This is a genomic window from Pseudomonas sp. FW507-12TSA, assembly GCF_058781435.1.
This window is the reverse complement of record NZ_JBYSWT010000049.1, coordinates 1-21,795: the sequence shown is the minus strand read 5'-3', so window position 1 is coordinate 21,795 and position 21,795 is coordinate 1. Positions and strand designations below refer to the sequence as shown.

The 21,795-nt window shown below is 63.9% G+C and carries 20 protein-coding genes; 15 read left to right on the top strand and 5 right to left on the bottom strand.

All coding sequences use genetic code 11. The features are described from left to right. Positions 1 to 11 precede the first annotated feature (11 nt). From AC3WK8_RS30700 to AC3WK8_RS30690, 3 genes are read right to left on the bottom strand one after another with little or no spacing between them, the layout of a single operon-like run. Positions 12 to 779, bottom strand: a complete 768-nt coding sequence (locus tag AC3WK8_RS30700; protein WP_103326357.1) for a heme ABC transporter ATP-binding protein — start codon at positions 777 to 779, stop codon at positions 12 to 14. Beyond that, complete coding sequence (locus AC3WK8_RS30695) at positions 779 to 1,762, bottom strand: FecCD family ABC transporter permease (RefSeq protein ID WP_178088062.1); 984 nt, start codon at positions 1,760 to 1,762, stop codon at positions 779 to 781. The genes AC3WK8_RS30700 and AC3WK8_RS30695 overlap by 1 nt, the downstream gene beginning before the upstream one ends. A 50-nt stretch (positions 1,763 to 1,812) precedes the next feature. Beyond that, positions 1,813 to 2,688, bottom strand: coding sequence for a heme/hemin ABC transporter substrate-binding protein (locus AC3WK8_RS30690; RefSeq protein WP_103326359.1), 876 nt, complete (start codon positions 2,686 to 2,688; stop codon positions 1,813 to 1,815). Positions 2,689 to 2,905: 217 nt separating this feature from the next. Here AC3WK8_RS30690 and AC3WK8_RS30685 point away from each other — a divergent pair, with 217 nt between their 5' ends. Beyond that, a complete protein-coding gene (locus tag AC3WK8_RS30685) occupies positions 2,906 to 3,223 on the top strand; it encodes a Rieske (2Fe-2S) protein (RefSeq protein ID WP_085600586.1) in 318 nt (105 codons plus the stop codon). Here AC3WK8_RS30685 and sfsA read toward each other — a convergent pair. Together sfsA and AC3WK8_RS30675 are read right to left on the bottom strand one after the other, a co-directional pair. Beyond that, entirely contained in the window at positions 3,220 to 3,927 is a 708-nt protein-coding gene (gene sfsA, locus AC3WK8_RS30680; RefSeq protein ID WP_085600561.1) for a DNA/RNA nuclease SfsA, read from the bottom strand. The two genes, AC3WK8_RS30685 and sfsA, sit on opposite strands and share 4 nt — an antisense overlap. Further along, positions 3,927 to 5,099, bottom strand: coding sequence for a pyridoxal phosphate-dependent aminotransferase (locus AC3WK8_RS30675; protein ID WP_103326360.1), 1,173 nt, complete (start codon positions 5,097 to 5,099; stop codon positions 3,927 to 3,929). The genes sfsA and AC3WK8_RS30675 overlap by 1 nt, the downstream gene beginning before the upstream one ends. A 336-nt stretch (positions 5,100 to 5,435) precedes the next feature. On the opposite strand from AC3WK8_RS30675, the gene dksA reads away from it, so the two are divergent. The 14 genes from dksA to AC3WK8_RS30605 all read left to right on the top strand — a co-directional run. Next, positions 5,436 to 5,876, top strand: coding sequence for an RNA polymerase-binding protein DksA (dksA, locus tag AC3WK8_RS30670; protein ID WP_011063504.1), 441 nt, complete (start codon positions 5,436 to 5,438; stop codon positions 5,874 to 5,876). A gap of 153 nt (positions 5,877 to 6,029) precedes the next feature. After that, on the top strand, positions 6,030 to 6,917 hold the full coding sequence (gluQRS, locus tag AC3WK8_RS30665; RefSeq protein WP_103326361.1) for a tRNA glutamyl-Q(34) synthetase GluQRS: 888 nt from the start codon (positions 6,030 to 6,032) through the stop codon (positions 6,915 to 6,917). Positions 6,918 to 6,992: 75 nt separating this feature from the next. Beyond that, entirely contained in the window at positions 6,993 to 7,169 is a 177-nt protein-coding gene (locus AC3WK8_RS30660; RefSeq protein WP_003176118.1) for a hypothetical protein, read from the top strand. After that, positions 7,153 to 10,107 carry a sensor histidine kinase gene (locus AC3WK8_RS30655; RefSeq protein WP_164485042.1) on the top strand — a complete coding sequence of 985 codons (2,955 nt, stop codon included), beginning with the start codon at positions 7,153 to 7,155 and terminating at the stop codon, positions 10,105 to 10,107. Before AC3WK8_RS30660 ends, AC3WK8_RS30655 begins: the two co-directional genes overlap by 17 nt. Before the next feature lie 22 nt (positions 10,108 to 10,129). Further along, positions 10,130 to 11,548 carry a sigma-54-dependent transcriptional regulator gene (locus AC3WK8_RS30650; RefSeq protein ID WP_053138750.1) on the top strand — a complete coding sequence of 473 codons (1,419 nt, stop codon included), beginning with the start codon at positions 10,130 to 10,132 and terminating at the stop codon, positions 11,546 to 11,548. Between the two features lie 734 nt (positions 11,549 to 12,282). Further along, positions 12,283 to 13,680: a polynucleotide adenylyltransferase PcnB gene (locus tag AC3WK8_RS30645; protein WP_103326362.1), complete on the top strand. Its 1,398-nt coding sequence runs from the start codon at positions 12,283 to 12,285 to the stop codon at positions 13,678 to 13,680. Between the two features lie 3 nt (positions 13,681 to 13,683). After that, positions 13,684 to 14,163, top strand: a complete 480-nt coding sequence (gene folK, locus AC3WK8_RS30640) for a 2-amino-4-hydroxy-6-hydroxymethyldihydropteridine diphosphokinase (protein ID WP_103326363.1) — start codon at positions 13,684 to 13,686, stop codon at positions 14,161 to 14,163. Positions 14,164 to 14,555: 392 nt separating this feature from the next. Then, positions 14,556 to 15,356 carry a 3-methyl-2-oxobutanoate hydroxymethyltransferase gene (gene panB / locus AC3WK8_RS30635; protein ID WP_103326364.1) on the top strand — a complete coding sequence of 267 codons (801 nt, stop codon included), beginning with the start codon at positions 14,556 to 14,558 and terminating at the stop codon, positions 15,354 to 15,356. Next, entirely contained in the window at positions 15,353 to 16,213 is an 861-nt protein-coding gene (gene panC / locus AC3WK8_RS30630) for a pantoate--beta-alanine ligase (protein WP_085600550.1), read from the top strand. The genes panB and panC overlap by 4 nt, the downstream gene beginning before the upstream one ends. 105 nt (positions 16,214 to 16,318) lie before the next feature. Beyond that, entirely contained in the window at positions 16,319 to 16,699 is a 381-nt protein-coding gene (gene panD / locus AC3WK8_RS30625; RefSeq protein ID WP_058433573.1) for an aspartate 1-decarboxylase, read from the top strand. Between the two features lie 231 nt (positions 16,700 to 16,930). Next, positions 16,931 to 18,595 carry a glucose-6-phosphate isomerase gene (gene pgi / locus AC3WK8_RS30620; RefSeq protein WP_085600549.1) on the top strand — a complete coding sequence of 555 codons (1,665 nt, stop codon included), beginning with the start codon at positions 16,931 to 16,933 and terminating at the stop codon, positions 18,593 to 18,595. 115 nt (positions 18,596 to 18,710) lie between these two features. Then, positions 18,711 to 20,648, top strand: a complete 1,938-nt coding sequence (gene acs / locus AC3WK8_RS30615; protein WP_085600547.1) for an acetate--CoA ligase — start codon at positions 18,711 to 18,713, stop codon at positions 20,646 to 20,648. Between the two features lie 51 nt (positions 20,649 to 20,699). Further along, positions 20,700 to 21,566: an oxygenase MpaB family protein gene (locus tag AC3WK8_RS30610; RefSeq protein WP_053138775.1), complete on the top strand. Its 867-nt coding sequence runs from the start codon at positions 20,700 to 20,702 to the stop codon at positions 21,564 to 21,566. 153 nt (positions 21,567 to 21,719) lie between these two features. Beyond that, a partial coding sequence (locus AC3WK8_RS30605) for a hypothetical protein (protein WP_256592208.1) occupies positions 21,720 to 21,795 on the top strand: 76 nt, incomplete at its 3' end.

The following is a 21,795-nucleotide window of genomic DNA, read 5'->3' as shown; positions in this document are numbered from 1 at the left end:
CAGGTTGCCCGTCAGCGGGCGATGATCAACGGATGCCCGCGCTCCGGATGCTCCCGCACCAGCACCTCCAGGCCGAATACCGCCTTAAGCGGTTCGGCGCGCAGCACGGCGGCCGGAACGCCCATGGAATGCGGTCGGCCGCCTTCGAGCAACAGCACCCGGTCACAATAACGAGCGGCCAGGTTCAAGTCATGGAGGATGACCAGCACCGCCACGCCACGATCGGCGAACGCGCGGATGGCCTGCAAGGTGACGTGCTGGTGCAACGGATCGAGGGCCGAGGTAGGTTCATCGAGCAACAGGCTGTGCCCTGGCTCGCCCGGCCACAATTGCGCCAGGACCCTGGCCAGGTGCACCCGCTGGCGCTCCCCGCCCGACAGGGCCAGGTAGCTGCGCCCTCCAAGATGCGCGATATCGGCTGCCTCCAGGGCTGCTGCCACTATCTCCTGGTCACGCAGCAGACCACTCTGGTGAGGCAGGCGCCCCAGGCCCACCACCTCTTCGACCCGGAAGGCGAAATCCAGGCTCGATGCCTGCGGCAACACGGCCAGGCGCCGGGCACGCTGGACACCGTCCCATTGCGCCAGCTCGCGCTCGTCCAGCAATACTCGCCCCTGGTGAGCCGCCAGCTCACCACTCAAGGCACCGAGCAGGCTGCTCTTGCCCGCGCCATTGGGCCCCAGCACCCCCAGCACCTCACCGGGCGCCAGTTGCAAGTCGATACCGGTCAGCACATCCTTGCCGCCGCGCCGTACATGCAGGTTCTTGACTCGCAACATCAGGCGCGCCCTCGTAGCAACAGATATAGAAAGAAGGGGGCGCCGAGAAAGGCGGTGACGATACCTATGGGCAGCTCCGCCGGAGCCAATGCCAGGCGCGCCACCAGATCGGCCAGCAGCAACAGGCTAGCGCCCGCGAGGATCGACGCTGGCAGCAAGATCCGATGGTCCGGCCCCGCCAGCAGGCGCACCAGATGCGGCACCACCAGGCCGACAAAACCGATCATGCCCGCCGCCGCGACGGCAGCGCCGACGCCCAGGGCAGTGCAGAACACCAGTTCACGCTTGAGCCCTTCGACATCGACCCCCAGGTGCTTGGCTTCCGACTCTCCCAGCAACAGGGCATTCAGGGCCTTGGCCCGCCGCGGCAACCACAGTGCGACAGCCAGGGTCACCAGCAACAACGGCCACAGCCGCTGATAGCTGGCACCGTTGAGGCTGCCCAGGTTCCAGAAGGTCAAGGTACGCAAGGTGGCGTCATCGGCCAGGTAGGTGAACAGCCCCACGGCAGAACCGGCCAGGGCGGTCAGGGCGATCCCCGCCAGGAGCATGGTCGCCACGTGGGTCTGGCCATTGCGCCGGCCCAGGCGATAGACCAGCGCCGTCACCCCCAGGCCGCCGAGGAAGGCACACAACGACAGGAGGTAAGGACCGACGGCCTCCGGCAGGCCTGCGAACATCGCGCCGCCGACGATGGCGATGGCCGCGCCCAGCGCCGCGCCGCTGGAGACGCCCACCAGCCCGGGGTCGGCCAGGGGATTGCGGAACAGGCCCTGCATGGCCACGCCGGACAAGGCCAGGACACCTCCGACCGCCAGGCCGAGCAAGGTCCGGGGCAGGCGGATCTGGCCGAGAATCAGCTCAGCCTGCTCCAGGCCCTGGCCGTCGATCGGCAGGCCGAGCATCCGCAGGGCCGCACGCAGGGTATCGAACAGCGGCAGGCTCACCGGCCCCAGGGCCAGGGACAGCCAAGTGGCCACCAGGCAAAGGCACCCAAGGCCGAGAAACAGCGTGCGCGGCTGGACCAGGCGACTCATTGGGCCGGCTGGGCCTGTGGATAAAAGGTCGCCGATAGTTGCTTCAGGCTGTCAGGCAGGCGTGGGCCGAGCCCTCCCACCAAGAGAGTCGGATCCAGTTCCACTACTCGTCCGGCCTTGACCGCCTTGGTGGCCGCCAGTGCCGGGTTTTCCTTGAACAGCGCGGCGCGCGCCGCCTCACCGCTCAGACTGCGATCGGAGAACACCAGCACCTCCGGGCTCAGCCCAGCCAGGGACTCCACCGAGAACGGCTTGTAGCCGCTGTGGATCGCCAGGTTCCGCCCGCCAGCCTGTTGCAGCAGCCAGTCTGCCGCGGTGTCCTTGCCAGCGATCAAAGGCTTGCCGCCGGCATGTCCAAGTACCAGCAAGACTCCGGGCGCAGGTTGCTGGGCCTGGGCCTGGGCGATCCAGGCCCGTTGCTGGTCGAGTCGCTGCTGATAACGCTGGAACAGCTGCCCGGCCTGCTGTTCACGCCCGAGCAACTGTCCCAGGTGTTGCAGGGTGCCCTGCAAGGTGGGCAGGTCCGGCTGGGCGGAAAACATCTCGACCCGAACGCCCGAACCGCGAATCTGCGAAATCACCGGCGGCGGCCCCATTTCCTCGGTTCCCACCAGCACTTGGGGCCGCAGGCTCAAGACGCCTTCTGCCGACAGCTGGCGCTGGTAGCCAATGCTGGGCAGCGCCTTGAGCGAAGTCGGATGCTGGCTGGTAGTGTCGACGCCGACCAGCTTCGACTCCGCGCCCAGGGCACTCACCCACTCGGACAAGGCGCCCCCGGCACTGACCCAACGCTGCGGCAACTCCTCGGCGGCGGCCCAGTGGCTCACCAGCAATCCGGCACAGAGCGCAAAGGCGCTGGCAGTCAGGCGCATAGAACGTTTCCTTTATAGAAGTGAGGCCCGAGAAGCGGCTGTCCATGTGACACGCCTGGTTGGCCAGGCATCGAAATGAGCAAGCGCCCCTTAGCGAGCGAGACGGCCATTTGATAATTGTTTTCATTTGACCGTCAAGCGCCGGCGCATTCGCTCCTGTAACCGCAGGAAACCCGTGACAGGCCGACGCCAGGGCCTTCGGAGCCAGAGGATGAGCATGAAGTTTCTTTGCACCGGCAGCGACCTTCCCGAGGCCAGCAGCCGGGGATTCCAGATCGAGGGCGTGAAGCTCCTGGCCGTGCGCCGCGACCGCCAGGCCTATGTCTACAGCAACCGCTGTCCACATCGTGGAGTGCCCCTGGAGTGGCAACCCGACCAGTTCCTGGACCCCAGCCGCAGCCTGATCCAGTGCGCCACCCATGGCGCACTGTTCCTGATCGAAAGTGGCGAATGCGTGGCCGGCCCCTGCGCCGGCCAGTTCTTGCAAGCCATCGACTGCCGCGAGGACAGCCAGGGGATCTGGATCGATCTCTAGAGCAGCACCTCGAGGCGCCGGTCGATGCAGACTTGCTCGGCCGTCAGGCTGGCGCCATAGGCCAGCACCTCGACCCCGGCCGCCACTGCCTCGCGTAACGCCGCGGCATAACCCGGATCGATTTCCTCGGCCGGGCGCACCGCGTCGATGCCCGACAGGTTGACGCAATACAACTGCACCGCCCGGACACCGTCGCGAGCCAGGGCCGCCAGCTCCCTCAGGTGCTTGGCGCCACGCAGGGTCACCGCGTCGGGAAAGGCCGCGACCGACGAACCATCGAAGCCCAGGGTGACGCTCTTGACCTCGACGAAGGCCGAGCCATAGGGATAGTCGAGGCGAAAATCGACTCGGCTGTTCTCCTGCCCATAGGCCACCTCGCGCTTGAGCCCGGTGAAACCGCGCAACTCCTCGATCACCCCGGCCTGCAACGCTTCCTCCACCAGGCGGTTGGCCCGCCCGGTATTCACGCAGGCCAGCCGCCCCTGCGGGGTTTCACTGATTTCCCAGGTCCCCGGAAGCTTGCGCTTGGGGTCGTTGGAGCGGCTGAACCACACCTGCCCGCCTTCGACCATGCAGTTGAGCATCGAGCCGGTATTGGGACAATGGATGGTCATCTGCTCGCCGTGGAGCGTCTCGATATCGGCCAGAAAGCGCTTGTAGCGGCGCAGCAGGCGCCCCTCTTCCAGGGGAGGATCGAAGCGCATCAGCCTTGCCAGCTCTGCAGGCCACGAGCGATTCGCGCCACCGCTTCCTGCAGGCGCTCCAGGCTCTGGGTGTAGGCGAAACGCACATGGTGCCCGGCCTGGTAACGCCCAAAGTCCAGGCCCGGGGTGAAGGCCAGGTGTTCGGTCTCCAGGAAGTGCCGGCAAAAGGCGAAGGCATCGCCACCAAAGGCGCTGATATCGGCATACAGGTAGAACGCGCCCTCTGGCTCCACGGCGATGCCGAAGCCCAGCTCACGCAGGGCCGGCAGCAGGAAGTCGCGACGCCGCCCGAACTCGGCGCGCCGCTGCTCCAGGATGTCGATGGTCGCAGGCTCGAAACAGGCCAGGGCGGCATGCTGGGCGACGCTGGGGGCGCTGATGTAGAGGTTCTGCGCCAGTTTCTCCAGCTCACCGATGGCAGCCTCTGGCGCCACCAGCCAGCCCAGGCGCCAGCCGGTCATGCCGAAATACTTGGAAAAACTATTCAGGACGAAAGCGCTGTCATCCACTTCCAGGACGCTGGCCGCATCGGTGCCGTAGGTCAGGCCGTGGTAGATCTCATCCACCACCAGATGCCCGTTGCGCGCCTTGATCGCGGCGGACAGCCCCGCCAATTCGTCACGGCTGAGCACGGTACCGGTGGGGTTCGCCGGGGACGCCACCAGGGCGCCGACGCTGTCCTGGTCCCAGTAGCGCTCCACCAGGTCCGGAGTCAGTTGGTAACGCACATCGGGGCCGACCGGGACCAGTTGCGCGGCGCCTTCCACCAGGCGCAGGAAATGCCGGTTGCAAGGATAGCCGGGGTCCGCCAGCAACCAGTGCTTGCCAGGGTCCACCAGCAGGCTGCTGGCCAGCAGCAGGGCGCCGGAACCGCCGGGAGTGATCATGATCCGCTCGGGGTCTATGTCCAGGCCATAACGCTGCCGATAGAAACCGGAGATCGCCATACGCAGCTCGGGAATGCCACGGGCCGCGGTGTAGCGGGTCTTGCCGGCACCCAGGGCCGCCTGGCCGGCCTGGACGATCGGTTCGGCGGTGGTGAAGTCCGGTTCGCCGATCTCCAGGTGGATCACATCGTGTCCGGCGGCTTGCAGTTCGTTGGCCCGGGCCAGCAAGGCCATGACATGGAAAGGTTCGATAGCGCGACTGCGCGCACTGTAGGGCAGAGCCATTGGCCTTCCTTCATCCAAGGGGAGCAAAAACCCGATTCTACCCATGCTCTCAAGATAGGGAGAACCCGGGCTGGTCCGGGCGCCTTGTTCCTGGCTTCGCACACAATCAACGGAACCTGCAGCATTGGCTAAAATCAATGATTGAACGAGACAGTCAGAAAGCCCTGTAGGACTTTTCCTACGCCTGTAGACCAGGCAGGACAGGGGTTCGACAACCGGGAGTAGCGCGCTCTGATTTGATCTGGTAAGTTCGCCGGCTTGCAGTCGCAGGGCCGGCAACTGTCGGAGATGGAGCAATCCTGCGCAATGGATTACAAGAGTAGAGGCGGTCCATTCATGCCCACCCAAGCAAAGCAACAGATTCAATCGATCAGCGGTTTTGAACCTTATGTTGAGACTGCGGGCGAAGAGTACATGGGCAAGCCCATGCGCGAGCACTTCACCAAGATCCTGAACAAGTGGAAGCAGGACTTGATGCAGGAAGTCGACCGCACTGTTGATCACATGAAAGACGAGGCAGCCAACTTCCCCGACCCGGCCGACCGTGCCAGCCAGGAAGAAGAATTCAGCCTCGAACTACGCGCCCGCGACCGTGAGCGCAAGCTGATCAAGAAGATCGACAAGACCCTGCAACTGATCGAAGACGAAGAATACGGCTGGTGCGAATCCTGCGGCGTCGAGATCGGTATCCGCCGCCTGGAAGCCCGCCCTACCGCCGACATGTGCGTAGACTGCAAGACCCTGGCGGAAATCAAGGAAAAACAGGTCGGCAAGTAAGCACCGACCCGACCCAGAAACGGAGCGTACATACGCTCCGTTTTCGTTTCTGCACTCTCCTTCCGCCTCCCCCGCAAGAGCGATCCCGCTCGTGATGGTGCTCCCCGCCGACTCCATCGCCATCGTGGGGCCAGACCAAGTAACATCCGCACCATGACTGCCTCTCCCTACATCGGCCGCTTCGCCCCCACGCCCAGCGGCTACCTGCACTTCGGCTCGCTGGTCGCTGCCCTCGCCTCCTACCTGGATGCCCGCGCCGTCGGCGGTCGCTGGCTGCTGCGCATGGAAGACCTGGACCCACCCCGCGAAGAACCGGGCGCCCAGGCGGCGATCCTCAAGGCCCTGGAAAGCTATGGCTTCGAATGGGATGGCGAGATGATCCGCCAGAGTGAACGCCATGACGCCTACGCCCAGGTCCTGGATCGCCTGTTCAACCTGGGGCTGGCCTACGCCTGCACCTGTTCGCGCAAGCAACTGGAATCCTACCAGGGCATCTACCCGGGGCTGTGCCGCAACCTCGGACACCCTCAGGATGACGCGGCGATCCGCCTGCGGGTGCCAGAACTCGAGTACCACTTCATCGACCGGGTCCAGGGCCAGTTCCGCCAGCACCTGGGCCGGGAAGCGGGAGACTTCGTGATTCGCCGTCGCGACGGACTCTATGCCTACCAGCTGGCCGTGGTGCTCGACGATGCCTGGCAGGGGATCACCGATATCGTACGCGGCGCCGACCTGCTGGACTCCACCCCTCGCCAGCTCTACCTGCAGGAACTTCTGGGCCTGCCCCAGCCGCGCTACCTGCACGTGCCACTGATCACCCAGCCCGACGGCCACAAGCTCGGTAAATCCTATCGTTCGCCGCCACTGGCCGAGGACCAGGCGCCGCCATTGCTCCTGCGCGCCCTGCGAGCCCTGGGGCAGAATCCGCCAGCCGAACTGGACGGCGCCAGCGTGGCCGAGATCATGCAGTGGGGAACCCGCCACTGGGACGCAATGCTGATTCCGCGCACACTGAGCGTGCCGGAAGCGCAATTGAACTGACGCCACTTGCAGCCTGGCGCCCATCCGTTACCATCGCCGCACGTTTTCGGGCACACACAATAAAGAGAGGCCGGGATGTACATCTATCGCTTGGTCCTGCTCCTGGTAGTGGGGATCTATCTGTTTTCCCCCGCCATCATGGATTGGTGGATCGATGCTACTGGCGCCTGGTATCGCCCGTACCTGCTCTGGCTGATTCTGATCGTCGTGACCTTCATCCTGCAGAGTCAAAAAGATGCCGATGAGCTTTAGCCTGACCCAGATGATCCTGATCAGCGCCGCCTACCTGCTGGTGCTGTTCGGGGTGGCCTGGATCAGCGAGCGTGGCATGATCCCGCGCTCGATCATCCGCCACCCGCTGACCTACACCCTGTCGCTGGGGGTCTATGCCAGTGCCTGGGCCTTCTACGGTACCGTGGGCCTGGCCTACCAGTACGGCTACGGCTTCCTCTCCAGCTACCTGGGGGTTTCCGGGGCCTTCCTGCTGGCGCCGGTGCTGCTGTATCCGATCTTGAAGATCACCCGCACCTACCAACTGTCGTCACTGGCCGACCTCTTCGCCTTCCGCTTCCGCAGTACCTGGGCCGGGGCCCTGACCACCATCTTCATGCTGGTCGGAGTCCTGCCGCTGCTGGCCCTGCAAATCCAGACGGTGGCCGACTCAATCGGCATCCTGACCCATGAACCGGTACAGCATCGAGTGGCCCTGAGCTTCTGCGCGCTGATCACGCTGTTCACCATCTTCTTCGGTTCACGGCACATCGCCACCCGGGAGAAACACGAGGGCCTGGTGTTCGCCATCGCCTTCGAGTCGGTGATCAAGCTGATCGCCATCGGTGGCGTGGGCCTGTATGCGCTGTATGGGGTGTTCGACGGACCACAGCAGCTGGAACTCTGGCTGTTGCAGAACCAGACGGCCCTCGCCGCCCTGCACACGCCATTGCAGGAAGGCCCGTGGCGCACCCTGCTGCTGGTGTTCTTCGCCTCGGCCATCGTCATGCCGCACATGTACCACATGACCTTCACCGAGAACCTCAACCCCCGTGCCCTGGTCAGCGCCAGTTGGGGATTGCCGCTGTTCCTGCTGTTGATGAGCCTGGCGGTGCCGCTGATCCTCTGGGCCGGCCTCAAGCTCGGCGCCACTACCAACCCGGAATACTTCACCCTGGGCATCGGCATCGCCGCCGACAGTCCCGCCCTGGCGCTCATGGCCTACGTCGGCGGGTTATCGGCCGCCAGCGGCCTGATCATCGTCACCACGCTGGCACTGTCGGGGATGGCCCTGAACCACCTGGTGCTGCCGCTGTACCAGCCGCCGGCGGAAGGCAATATCTACCGCTGGCTGAAGTGGACCCGGCGCGCGCTCATCGTCGCCATCATCATGGCCGGCTATGCCTTCTACCTGCTGCTGGGAGCCGAGCAAGACCTGGCCAACCTGGGGATCGTGGCCTTCGTCGCCACCTTGCAGTTCCTTCCCGGGGTGCTCTCGGTCCTGTACTGGCCGACCGCCAACCGCCGTGGCTTCATCGCCGGCCTGCTGGCGGGCATCCTGGTCTGGATGGTGACCATGCTGCTGCCACTGGTGGGCAACCTGCAGGGCTTCTACATTCCCCTGCTGAACATGATCTACGTCCTCGACGACACCAGCTGGCACATGGCGGCCATCGCTTCGCTGGCAGCCAACGTGCTGATGTTCACCTTGATCTCGCTATTCACCAATGCCAGCTCCGAGGAGACCAGCGCCGCCGAAGCTTGCGCGGTGGACAACGTACGTCGACCGCAGCGCCGGGAACTGCATGCGGCCTCGCCCCAGGAGTTCGCCACCCAGCTGGCCAAGCCACTGGGGGCCAAGGCCGCGCAGAAGGAAGTGGAACAGGCCCTGCGCGATCTCTACCTGCCCTTCGACGAACGCCGCCCCTATGCGCTGCGACGCCTGCGGGACCGCATCGAGGCCAACCTGTCCGGGCTGATGGGCCCCAGCGTGGCCCAGGACATGGTGGAGACCTTCTTGCCCTACAAGGCCGGTGGCGAGAACTATGTGACCGAGGACATCCACTTCATCGAGAGCCGGCTCGAGGACTACCACTCGCGCCTCACTGGCCTGGCCGCCGAGCTCGACGCCCTGCGTCGCTACCACCGGCAGACCCTGCAAGAGCTGCCGATGGGCGTCTGCTCCCTGGCCAAGGACCAGGAGATCCTGATGTGGAACAAGGCCATGGAGGAACTCACCGGGATTCCCGCCCAGCATGTGGTGGGGTCGCGCCTGGGTACCATCGCCAACCCGTGGAGGGACCTGCTCCAGGGCTTCATCGACCTGCCCGACGAGCACCTGCACAAGCAGCATCTGGCCCTGGACGGCCAGACCCGCTGGCTGAACCTGCACAAGGCAGCCATCGACGAGCCCCTGGCGCCGGGCAACAGCGGCCTGGTGCTGCTGGTGGAGGACCTGACCGAGACCCAGACCCTGGAAGACAAGCTGGTGCACTCCGAGCGCCTGGCCAGTATCGGCCGCCTGGCCGCCGGCGTCGCCCATGAAATCGGCAACCCGGTCACCGGCATCGCCTGCCTGGCGCAGAACCTGCGCGAGGAACGCGAGGAAGATGGCGAACTGACGGAGATCAGCGAGCAGATCCTGGAGCAGACCAAACGCATCTCGCGCATCGTCCAGTCGCTGATGAGTTTCGCCCATGCCGGCAGCCACCAGCACAACGACGAAGCCGTATGCCTGGCCGAAGTGGCCCAGGATGCCATCGGCCTGCTGGCGCTGAACCGGCGTAATTTCGAGGTGCAGTTCTTCAATTTATGCGATCCCGACCACTGGGTGGATGGCGATCCCCAGCGCCTGGCCCAGGTGTTGATCAACCTGCTGTCCAATGCCCGCGACGCCTCCCCCGCCGGGAGCGCGGTACGCGTCAAGAGCGAGGCTTTCGAGCATACGGTCGACCTGATCGTGGAAGACGAAGGCAGCGGCATTCCCAAGAACATCATGGACCGATTGTTCGAACCGTTTTTCACCACCAAGGATCCAGGGGAAGGCACCGGTCTGGGCCTTGCACTGGTCTATTCCATCGTTGAAGAGCATTATGGACAAATCACCATCGACAGCCCGGCCGATCCACAGAGCCAGCGCGGCACCCGTATTCGAGTGACCTTGCCGCGCCATGTCGAAGCGACGTCCGCTGTGAACTGAGACCGTCGAGAGAATTGAATCAATGCCGCATATTCTGATCGTCGAAGACGAAACCATCATCCGCTCCGCCTTGCGACGCCTGCTGGAACGCAACCAGTATCAGGTCAGCGAGGCCGGTTCGGTGCAGGAAGCACAGGAACGCTTCAGTATTCCAACGTTCGACCTGATCGTCAGCGACCTGCGTTTGCCAGGCGCCCCGGGTACCGAGCTGATCAAGCTGGGCCAAGGTAAGCCGGTGCTGATCATGACCAGCTACGCCAGCCTGCGCTCGGCCGTGGACTCGATGAAAATGGGCGCGGTGGACTACATCGCCAAGCCGTTCGACCACGACGAGATGCTCCAGGCCGTGGCACGTATCCTGCGGGACCGGCAAAGCGCCGACCAGGCACCGGCCGAGCGGCCAGCCGGCAAGGCCGCCGGTACCGACAAGAGCGCGGCCAGCAACGGCGAGATCGGCATCATCGGCTCCTGCGCGCCCATGCAGGATCTGTACGGCAAGATCCGCAAGGTGGCGCCAACCGATTCCAATGTACTGATCCAGGGTGAATCCGGTACCGGCAAGGAGCTGGTGGCCCGGGCGCTGCACAACCTATCCAAGCGCGCCAAGGCGCCGATGATCTCGGTGAACTGTGCGGCCATTCCGGAAACCCTGATCGAATCCGAACTGTTCGGCCATGAAAAAGGCGCGTTCACCGGCGCCAGTGCCGGACGTGCCGGCCTGGTGGAAGCGGCCGACGGCGGCACGCTGTTCCTCGACGAAATCGGCGAGCTGCCGCTGGAGGCCCAGGCGCGCTTGCTGCGGGTCTTGCAGGAGGGCGAGATCCGCCGCGTGGGTTCGGTGCAGTCGCAGAAGGTCGATGTCCGCCTGATCGCCGCGACCCACCGCGACCTCAAGAGCCTGTCGAAGATCGGCCAGTTCCGTGAAGACCTGTATTACCGCCTGCATGTAATCGCCTTGAAACTGCCGGCCCTGCGTGAGCGCGGCGCCGACGTCAACGAAATCGCCAACGCCTTCCTCGCCCGCCAAAGTGCGCGCATCGGCCGTACGGACCTGAAGTTCGCCGCCGATGCCGAACAAGCGATCCGCCATTATTCCTGGCCCGGTAACGTGCGTGAGCTGGAAAACGCCGTCGAGCGCGCGGTGATCCTGTGCGAGAGTCCGGAAATCTCCGCGGACCTGCTGGGCATCGACATCGAGCTGAGCGACCTGGAAGACGAAGACTTCGGCAGCCTGGCGCCGCAAACAGCGCCGACCAGCCATGAGCCCACCGAAGACCTGTCCCTGGAAGACTACTTCCAGCACTTCGTCCTCGAGCACCAGGACCACATGACCGAGACCGAGCTGGCACGCAAGCTGGGCGTCAGCCGCAAGTGCCTGTGGGAACGCCGCCAGCGCCTGGGTATCCCACGGCGCAAGAGCGGGGTGACCAGCGAAAGCTGATACCTGCGCGACTTGGTGGGGTAACACCGGGTTTGTGAAAAAAACTGTTACCCCTGTAAGTGGACGTAACAGAAGCCGGGGCTAAAGGTAACGAAGCCCCGGTTTTTTTTGCCTCGAGAAAAGCAGCCCATCCCGTCTAACCCCTTGTTTTCCTGGGCTTTGCAAAAGTTGGCACGGCACCTGCTATATGTTTGGTACAAGAACAATAACAAGCAATGCACAAGACAATAAAAATAAGACGAATCGACTCACGCATAACAAAAACAACACGGCGGAGGCGCAGCTAACTGATTCTTTTGAAGAGGCGTTGTATTTGGGGCTTGCCCCACAACCAGGCTGAGAACAACAAAAACTGCCCTAAAGCAGAGCCTGAACTGGTTGGATCGAAAGATCATTGCAACTCAGCGATCAAAGCAATCCGTTTGCTCTTGGCTCCCGATTGGGAGGGCCACTCTGGACAAACCAGATGGCAAGGGCGTTAAACAAAAACAAGAAGCCCGAAACCAATAATAAAAATAGAGCACGCAACTATTCTGGGGGAGCTTCGGCTCCCCTTGTGGTTCCTGGCGTTCAGCCATCGCCTCACTTCCATCCCCACGACTCATCCTGATGGAATGTCCTGTGCATAAGTCGCGGCAGCTTCCTACACCATCCTTCGACTAAATGCTAGAATCCCCGCCCATCATGCGGTCATTCTTCGTTTTGGCCGAACATTCCTTCAAACAGTGCATCCCATGCTGAAGAAGCTGTTCCAGTCACTCCGTTCTCCCTTGCGTCGTACGCAACATAAACGCAGCACCCCTGAAGTGCTCAACAGCAGCCAGCATTCGCTGCAGCGCGCCCAGTTCAGCCGGTATGCGGTCAATATCGTCGAACGCCTGCAGAACGCCGGCTACCAGGCCTACCTGGTGGGTGGCTGCGTGCGCGACATGCTGCTCAACATCACCCCCAAGGATTTCGACGTCGCCACCAGCGCCACTCCGAAACAGGTCCGGGCCGAGTTTCGCAATGCGCGAATCATTGGCCGGCGGTTCAAGCTGGTGCACATCCACTTCGGTCGCGAAATCATCGAGGTGGCGACCTTCCGCGCCAATCACCCGCAGAACGAAGACGAAGAGGACAGCAACCAATCCTCGCGCAACGAAAGCGGGCGGATCCTGCGGGACAACGTCTATGGCACCCTGGAAGATGACGCGCAACGCCGCGACTTCACCATCAATGCCCTGTACTACGACCCGGTCAGCGAACGCATCCTCGACTATGCCAATGGCGTCCACGACATTCGCAACAACCTGGTGCGTCTGATCGGCGATCCGCGCAAGCGCTACCAGGAAGATCCGGTGCGCATGCTGCGAGCGGTGCGCTTTGCCGCCAAGCTGAACTTCGGGATCGAGAAGCACACCGCCGCACCGATCCGCGAACTGGCGCCGATGCTGCGGGAAATCCCTTCGGCGCGCCTGTTCGAGGAAGTGCTCAAGCTGTTCCTCTCCGGCCATGCCGCCGATACCTTCGAGATGCTGGTGGACCTGCAGCTGTTCGATCCGCTGTTCCCAGCCAGTGCCGAAGCCCTGGAATACAACCCGACCTACACCCATACGCTGATCAGCGAGGCATTGGCCAACACCGATCTGCGGATCAAGCAGAACAAACCGGTAACCCCGGCCTTCCTGTTCGCCGCCCTGCTCTGGCCGGCCCTGCCTGCCCGGGTCCTGCACCTGCAGGAACGCGGCATGCCGCCGATCCCGGCCATGCAGGAAGCCGCCCACGAACTGATCGCCGAACAGTGCCAGCGCATCGCCATCCCCAAACGTTTCACCATGCCGATCCGCGAGATCTGGGACATGCAGGAACGTCTACCGCGCCGCAGTGGCAAGCGAGCCGACCAATTGCTGGACAATCCACGCTTCCGCGCCGGCTACGACTTCCTGCTGCTACGCGAAAGCGCCGGCGAACAAACCGACGGCCTAGGTGAATGGTGGACCGACTACCAGGACGCCAATGACACCGAACGTCGCGACATGATCCGTGACCTCAGCGGCAAGGACGATGCCAGTGGCGCTCCACGCAAACGCCGGCGCAGCGGTGGTGCCAAGCGCAAGCGGGCCGGCGGCGCCGATATGTCGGGCGAATGACCGATGGAGCGTATCTATATCGGCCTGGGCAGCAACCTGGCGGATCCCGAGGAGCAACTGCGCAGCGCCATCGAGGCCCTGGGGAAGATCCCCGCGAGCCGTCTGCATGGCGTTTCGGCGTTCTACCAAAGCGATTCGCTGTTGCCCGGCCAACCGCGTTTCACCAACGCCGTGGCGGCGCTGGACAGCGCCCTCGAGCCGCTGCAATTGCTCGATGCGCTGCAAGCCATCGAGCAACAACAAGGCCGGGAACGCCACGAACGCTGGGGCCCAAGGACCCTGGACCTGGATATCCTGCTGTTCGGTGATCGGCTGATCGACGAACCCCGCCTCAAAGTCCCGCACTACCACATGCAGGCCCGCCCCTTCGTCCTCTATCCCCTGGCGGAACTGGCTCCCGCCGACCTGCATCTGGCCGATGGCCGCAGCCTGCGGGAACTGCTCGCCGCCTGCCCATTTGCCGGCCTGGAACGCCAGGCCTGACAGCTGAAACGCATCAGTAACGGCGGTAACACTACCGCCGTAACAATGCGGTAACACATCTAATTGACTTCCAGAGTTCTCCTCACGACTATAGGCGTCCCGTTGCCGCCATCACGGCGTTAAAGGGCGCAATTCAAGTGAAGCTTGTTCGCGGCGAACCCGGGAAACGCCAGGCAGAGGCAGTGATGCAAGGGCGGAACACCCGTCGGCACGCGATCTTTTTCCACCATGGCAAGCTGTACATGACGCCCCACGGGGGCGTATCCGGGATCGTTCAAATCGCTTGGAAGCAGGCTGTATAAGCACGACAAAAGACCGTGCGCCTGAACAACGAAGAATCACGCGCGTTACTCGCAGTAGTTTCCAAAGCGCCTGAATGAGGACCCCTTTTCATGCCAGACATCACTCTGACCACCCTGCAAAGCCTCAAGCAGAAAGGTGAGAAAATCACCATGCTGACCTGCTATGACGCCACCTTCGCCCACACATGCAACGAAGCCGGCGTCGAAGTCCTGCTGGTCGGCGACTCCCTGGGCATGGTCTTGCAAGGGCACGACAGCACATTGCCAGTCACCGTCGCCGACATGGCCTACCATGTCGCAGCGGTAAAACGCGGCAACAGCGGGGCCCTGATCCTCGCCGACCTGCCCTTCATGTCCTACGCCACCACTGAACAGGCCCTGAGCAGTTCGGCGCAGCTGATGCAGGCTGGTGCGCACATGGTCAAGATCGAAGGCGCGGCCTGGCTGGCCGAGCCGGTCCGCCTGCTGAACGAGCGTGGCGTCCCGGTCTGCGTGCACATGGGGCTGACCCCACAGACCGTGAACGTCTTGGGCGGCTACAAGGTCCAGGGACGCAACGAGAGCCAGGCCCGGCAGATGCGTGCCGACGCCATCGCCCTGGAACAGGCCGGTGCGGCCATGCTGCTGCTCGAATGCGTGCCCAGCGAGCTGGCGGCGGAAATCACCCAGGCGGTGAAGATCCCGGTGATCGGCATCGGTGCCGGCAGCGCCACCGACGGCCAGGTACTGGTGCTCCACGACATGCTGGGCCTGTCCCTCACCGGCCGTTCGCCCAAGTTCGTGAAGAACTTCATGACCGGCAAGGACAGCATCCAGGCGGCGCTGAGCGCCTACGTGCAGGAAGTCAAGGCTGTCACCTTCCCTGGCGCCGAACACGGGTTCTCCGCATGAATACTGTAAAGACCGTGCGTGAGTTGCGCGCCGCGGTTGCTCGCGCTCGCAGCGAAGGCAAGCGCATCGGCTTCGTGCCGACCATGGGCAACCTGCACAGCGGGCACGCCGCGCTGGTGGCCAAGGCCGCACAGAGAGTGGACTTCGTGGTCGCCAGCATCTTCGTCAACCCGCTGCAGTTCGGCGCCGGCGAAGACCTGGACAAATATCCCCGCACCCTCGCCGCCGACCAGGAAAAACTGCTCCAGGCTGGCTGCCACCTGCTGTTCGCCCCCACTGTCGAAGAGATGTACCCCGACGGCATGGCCGGACAGACCCGGGTCAGCGTTCCCCAGTTGTCCGAAGGCCTGTGCGGCGGCAGCCGTCCCGGGCACTTCGAAGGGGTGGCCACGGTGGTCAGCAAGCTGTTCAACATGGTGCAGCCCGATCTCGCGGTGTTCGGCCAGAAGGACTACCAGCAGCTGGCCGTCATCCGCGCCCTGGTGCATGACTTGAACATGCCGATCCAGATCATCGGCGAACCCACGGTGCGGGCCGAGGATGGCCTGGCGTTGTCCTCGCGCAACGGTTACCTGAGCGCAGAACAGCGGGCCATCGCCCCGGTGCTCTATCGCAGCCTGGGCCAGATCGCCGAGGCCATCCGCAATGGCGCGCGCGACTATCCGCAACTGCTGGCCGAACAGCAGCGCCTGCTGGAAGCCGCCGGCCTGCGCCAGGACTACCTGGAAATCCGTCACGCCCGGAACCTGCGCCCGGCCACCGCCGAGGACCGAGACCTGGTGATCCTGGTGGCGGCCTACCTGGGTACCACGCGCCTGATCGACAACCTGCACCTGGACCTCGACGCGCCGGCCTGATCAGCCGATTGCCCGAACCCCAACCTTCGGGCAAACTGCCGCCCGCCGGGGCCTGCAGCCAAAACTGCAGGCCCCTTTTCGAGGATCCGACCTAGGGAAAATCCCATGCACGCCATCATGCTCAAGGCCAAGCTGCATCGCGCAGAAGTCACCCACGCCGTGCTTGACTACGAAGGCTCTTGCGCCATCGACGGCGACTGGCTGGACCTCTCCGGCATTCGCGAATACGAGCAGATCCAGATCTACAACGTCGACAATGGCGAACGCTTCACCACCTACGCCATCCGTGGCGAATCCGGCTCGCGCATGATCTCGGTGAACGGCGCGGCCGCACACAAGGCCAAGGTCGGCGACCGGGTGATCATCTGCGCCTACGCCCACTACAGCGAAGCCGAATTGCTCAACTTCAAGCCACGCATGCTGTACATGGCTCCCGGCAACGAGCTGAGCCACACCAGCCACGCGATTCCGGTTCAGGTCGCCTGAACCCTTAGTTACTCCACACCGCGAACCCATGCCGCGCGGTCGGTGCAAAATAGTACCGACCGCAAGTCGGAGAAGGCCGAGACAGGAGCCCAGGCTGGAGTTACTGTTGTCGCCCCGGGTGATTAATCGAATCAGCACAGGGCCGAACGCACCAAGTCCGTGAATCCAGAATGGACGTTCCGGGCTTTTCAGTGTCCAAAAGGCAGTTCAAGCAAAAGGAAAACCGCAGCGATGGCGTACTACCGCACTCCTCACGACGTTACCGCTCTGCCCGCCTGGCAAGCGTTGAAAGAGCATCGCCAAGCCATGCAGGATTTCAGCATGCGCGAGGCATTCAATGCCGACCCACAGCGCTTCAGCCAGTTCACCCTGAGCAGCTGCGGACTGTTTCTCGACTACTCCAAGAACCTGATCACCGGCCAGACCCGCGACCTGCTGGTGGACCTGGCCAAGGAAGTCGGGCTGGCCGACGCAATCAAGTCGATGATGACCGGCGAACTGGTCAACGCCTCCGAAGGCCGCCCGGCCCTGCACACCGCCCTGCGCCGCCCGGTAGGCGACAAGCTGTCGGTCAATGGCGTGAACGTCATGCCGGAAGTGCACAAGGTGCTGAACCAGATCACCGAACTGGTGGGCCGCATCCACGACGGCCTGTGGCGCGGCTATACCGAGAAACCCATCACCGACGTGGTGAACATCGGCATCGGCGGCTCCTTCCTCGGTCCGGAGCTGGTATCCGAAGCCCTGCTGTCCTACACCCACAAGGGCGTGCGCTGCCACTACCTGGCCAATATCGACGGCAGCGAATTCCATGAGCTTTCGGCGAAGATCCGCGCAGAGACCACGCTGTTCATCGTCTCGTCCAAATCCTTCAACACCCTCGAGACCCTGAAGAACGCACAGGCCGCACGCGCCTGGTACCTGGCCCAGGGCGGTTCCGAAGCCGAGCTGCACCGCCACTTCATCGCGGTGTCGAGCAACAACGCCGCCGCCGTGGCCTTCGGCATCCGCGAAGAGAACATCTTCCCGATGTGGGACTGGGTCGGCGGGCGCTACTCGTTGTGGTCCGCCATCGGCCTGCCGATCGCCCTGGCCATCGGCATGTCCAACTTCAAGGAACTGCTGTCCGGCGCCTACACCATGGACCAGCACTTCCAGAGCGCGCCGTTCGAGCAGAACATGCCGGTACTGCTGGCGCTGCTGGGCGTGTGGTACGGCAACTTCTGGGGCGCGCAGAGCCACGCGATCCTGCCGTACGACCACTACCTGCGCAACATCACCAAGCACCTGCAGCAGCTGGACATGGAATCCAACGGCAAGAGCGTGCGCCAGGACGGTACCCCGGTGGGCACCGATACCGGTCCGGTGATCTGGGGCGGCGTGGGCTGCAACGGCCAGCACGCCTACCACCAGTTGCTGCACCAAGGTACCCAACTGATCCCGGCAGACTTCATCGTGCCGATCGTCAGCTTCAACCCGGTGGCCGACCACCACCAGTGGCTGTACGCCAACTGCCTGTCCCAGAGCCAGGCGCTGATGCTCGGCAAGACCCGCGCCGAAGCCGAGAGCGAGCTGCGCAACAAGGGCCTGAGCGAAGCCGAGGTGCAACGGCTCGCACCGCACAAGGTGATCCCTGGCAACCGGCCGAGCAATACCCTGGTGGTAGAGCGCATCAGCCCAAGGCGTCTTGGCGCGCTGGTGGCGCTGTACGAGCACAAGGTGTTCGTGCAGAGCGTGATCTGGGGCATCAACGCCTTCGACCAATGGGGCGTGGAGCTGGGCAAGGAGCTGGGCAAGGGCGTCTACGGTCGCCTGGTGGGCAGCGACGAAACCAGCGCCGAGGATGCCTCGACCCAGGGGCTGATCAACTACTTCCGCGGTCGTCATCGCGGCTGATCGCCACTCTGCGGGGGCCGGCTTGCCGGCTCCCGTTCGGGCCCTGGCCCTTGAACCTTGCCCTCACATGCGCGCACCCTTGAGTCTTGTCGCCAAACAAGCACAAGGAGCCGTCATGTTCGATATCAGCATTTTTCCGAAAGCCGATGCCGTCCGCCAGGCAGCCCAACTGAGCCAGGACGACTACCTCCACCTCTATCGCCAGTCCATCGAGCAGCCAGAACTGTTCTGGGCCGGGCAAGCCAAGCGTTTTTTGCACTGGAGCCAACCCTGGGCCGAAGTGCATCGCCATGACAGCCGCACCGGCCAGGCCAGTTGGTTCCGCGGCGGCCAGCTCAATGTCAGCTACAACTGCATCGACCGTCACCTGGAAACACGCGGTGACCAGACCGCAATCATCTGGGAAGGCGACGACCCTGCCGAATCCTTGCGCATCACTTACCGCACCTTGCACCAACAGGTCTGCCGGCTAGCCAACCTGCTCAAGAGCCGCGGCGTGAAGAAAGGCGACCGGGTATGCATCTACATGCCGATGATTCCCGAGGCCGCCTACGCCATGCTCGCCTGCACGCGCATCGGTGCCGTGCATTCGGTGGTTTTCGGCGGCTTCTCTCCGGAGGCCCTGCGCGACCGGATCCTCAATGCCGATTGCCATACCCTGATCACCGCCGACGAAGGCCTGCGCGGCGGCAAGCTGGTGCCGCTTAAAAGCAACGTCGACAAGGCGCTGCTCAGTTGCCCGGACGTCAGCAATGTGATCATGGTCCAGCGCACCGGCGCAGTAGTGAACTGGGTCGACGGCCGCGACATTCACTATGAGCAGGCCATGGCCGCCAGCAGCGACCAGTGCGCCCCCGAACCGATGGACGCCGAGGATCCGCTGTTCATCCTCTACACCTCCGGCAGCACCGGCAAACCCAAGGGGGTGCTGCATACCACCGGCGGCTACCTGCTGCAGGTGGCCATGACCTTCAAGTACGTCATGGACTACCGCGACGGCGAGGTCTTCTGGTGCACCGCCGATGTCGGCTGGGTCACCGGCCACAGCTATATCCTCTACGGTCCGCTGGCCAACGGCGCCACCACGCTGATCTTCGAAGGAGTCCCCAACCACCCCAGCACTTCGCGCTTCTGGGAAGTAGTGGACAAGCATCGGGTGAACATCTTCTACACCGCGCCCACCGCCTTGCGCGCCTTGATGCGCGAAGGTGCCGGACCGTTGCGCAACAGCTCGCGCGCCAGCCTGCGCCTGCTCGGCAGCGTCGGTGAGCCGATCAATCCGGAGGCCTGGGAATGGTATTTCAACGAGGTGGGCGAACAACGCTGCCCCATCGTCGATACCTGGTGGCAGACCGAGACCGGCGGCATCATGCTCAGCCCGCTGGCCAGCACCCGGCAAATCAAGCCCGGTTGCGCCATGACGCCGATGTTCGGCGTGCAGCCGGTGTTGCTGGATGACCAGGGCCAGGAGATCCAGGGCGCCGGTAGCGGCATCCTGGTGCTCAAGGGCAGTTGGCCCGGGCAGATCCGTACCGTCTATGGCGACCCGCAACGCATGGTCGAGACCTACTTCGCGCCTTACCCGGGCTACTACTTCACCGGTGACGGCGCCCGACGCGATGAAGACGGCAGCTACTGGATCACCGGGCGCATCGATGACGTGATCAACGTCTCCGGACACCGCATCGGTACCGCGGAGGTAGAAAGCGCCCTGGTGCTCCACGACAGCATCGCCGAAGCCGCCGTGGTGGGTTATCCCCATGACCTCAAGGGCCAGGGTATCTATGCCTTCGTCACGCCGATGCAGGGGATAGAGCCCGACGCTACCCTGAAGCAGGAACTCCTGGCCCTGGTCAGCCGCGAGATCGGCAGCTTCGCCAAGCCGGAGCTGATCCAGTGGGCACCGGCCCTGCCCAAGACTCGCTCGGGCAAGATCATGCGGCGTATCCTGCGCAAGATAGCCTGCAACGAGCTGGACAGCCTGGGCGATACCTCGACCCTGGCCGACCCTGGCGTGGTGCAGGGCCTGATCGATCAACGCTTGAACCTCTGAAAGCGGCGCGGCCCGGGCCGCGCCATCGTTTCCCAACAGCAGCGAGCCGTCATGGAATTCATTCGCAGCCGTATCGAAAGCCAGGTCATGAGCCTCTCCGGCCTGTCCCTGGGCCAGCTCGACCTGGAAAACCCCAAGGGCGATCCGGGTCTATTCGGTCCAGGGGCCGTTTGCTGGCAAGTGCATGCCGACTTCAGCAGCATGCTGATCGGCGGCATCAGCGCCCTGTTGCTGCAAGCCCTGCATCCCTTGGCGCTGGCCGGGGTCTGGGACCACTCCAACTTTCGCCAGGACCTGATCGGCCGCCTGCGCCGCACCGGGCAGTTCATTTCCGGGACCACCTTCGGCTCGCGCCAGGACGCCCAGTGGCTGATCGAGAAAGTCCGTGGCATTCACTTGCACATCACCGGCACCGCCCCCGATGGCCGGCCCTACGCGGCCAGCGATCCAGACTTGCTGACCTGGGTCCATGTAGCTGAGGTCAGCAGTTTCCTGGCGGCTCACCTGCGCTATTTCAATCCGCGCTTGTCCGGCGCCGACCAGGATCGCTACTACGATGAAATCGCCTTGGTGGCCGAGCGCCTGGGCGCCCGCGACGTACCCCGTTCACGGCAGGCTGTGGCCGATTACCTGCAAGCCATGCGCCCGCAGTTGTTGTGCGACCAGCGCAGCCGCGAAGTGCTGCGCCTGCTGCAGGCCGCACCAGCCCCTAGCCGCCTGGCCAAACCCTTTGGCTCGTTGATGATGCAAGCCGGGATCGACCTGCTGCCGGACTGGGCCGGCGAGCTGCTGGGGGTCGAGCAGAGCCCGCTGCAACGCCAGCTGATCCGCGCCAGCATCAAGCGCAGCGCGCCGATGCTGCGCTGGGCGGTACGCGACAGCTCGGCCCATCGCGCCAGGCGACGCATGGGCCTGTAGACAGCGACCGACCGAGCACAACGCGACCGGCCGGTTCGCGATTGGCCGGCCTCCAGGGTTGTGTGCAACCATGATTTTCAAGACTTCCAGCGCCTGGACGACGGGTTCGCCGAACCGCTCCAGGCCCCAGCCATCGAATCTGAGGACCCGACCATGCAAGACGTCGTAATCGTTGCCGCTACCCGCACCGCCGTGGGCACTTTCCAGGGCTCGCTGGCGGCCATTCCCG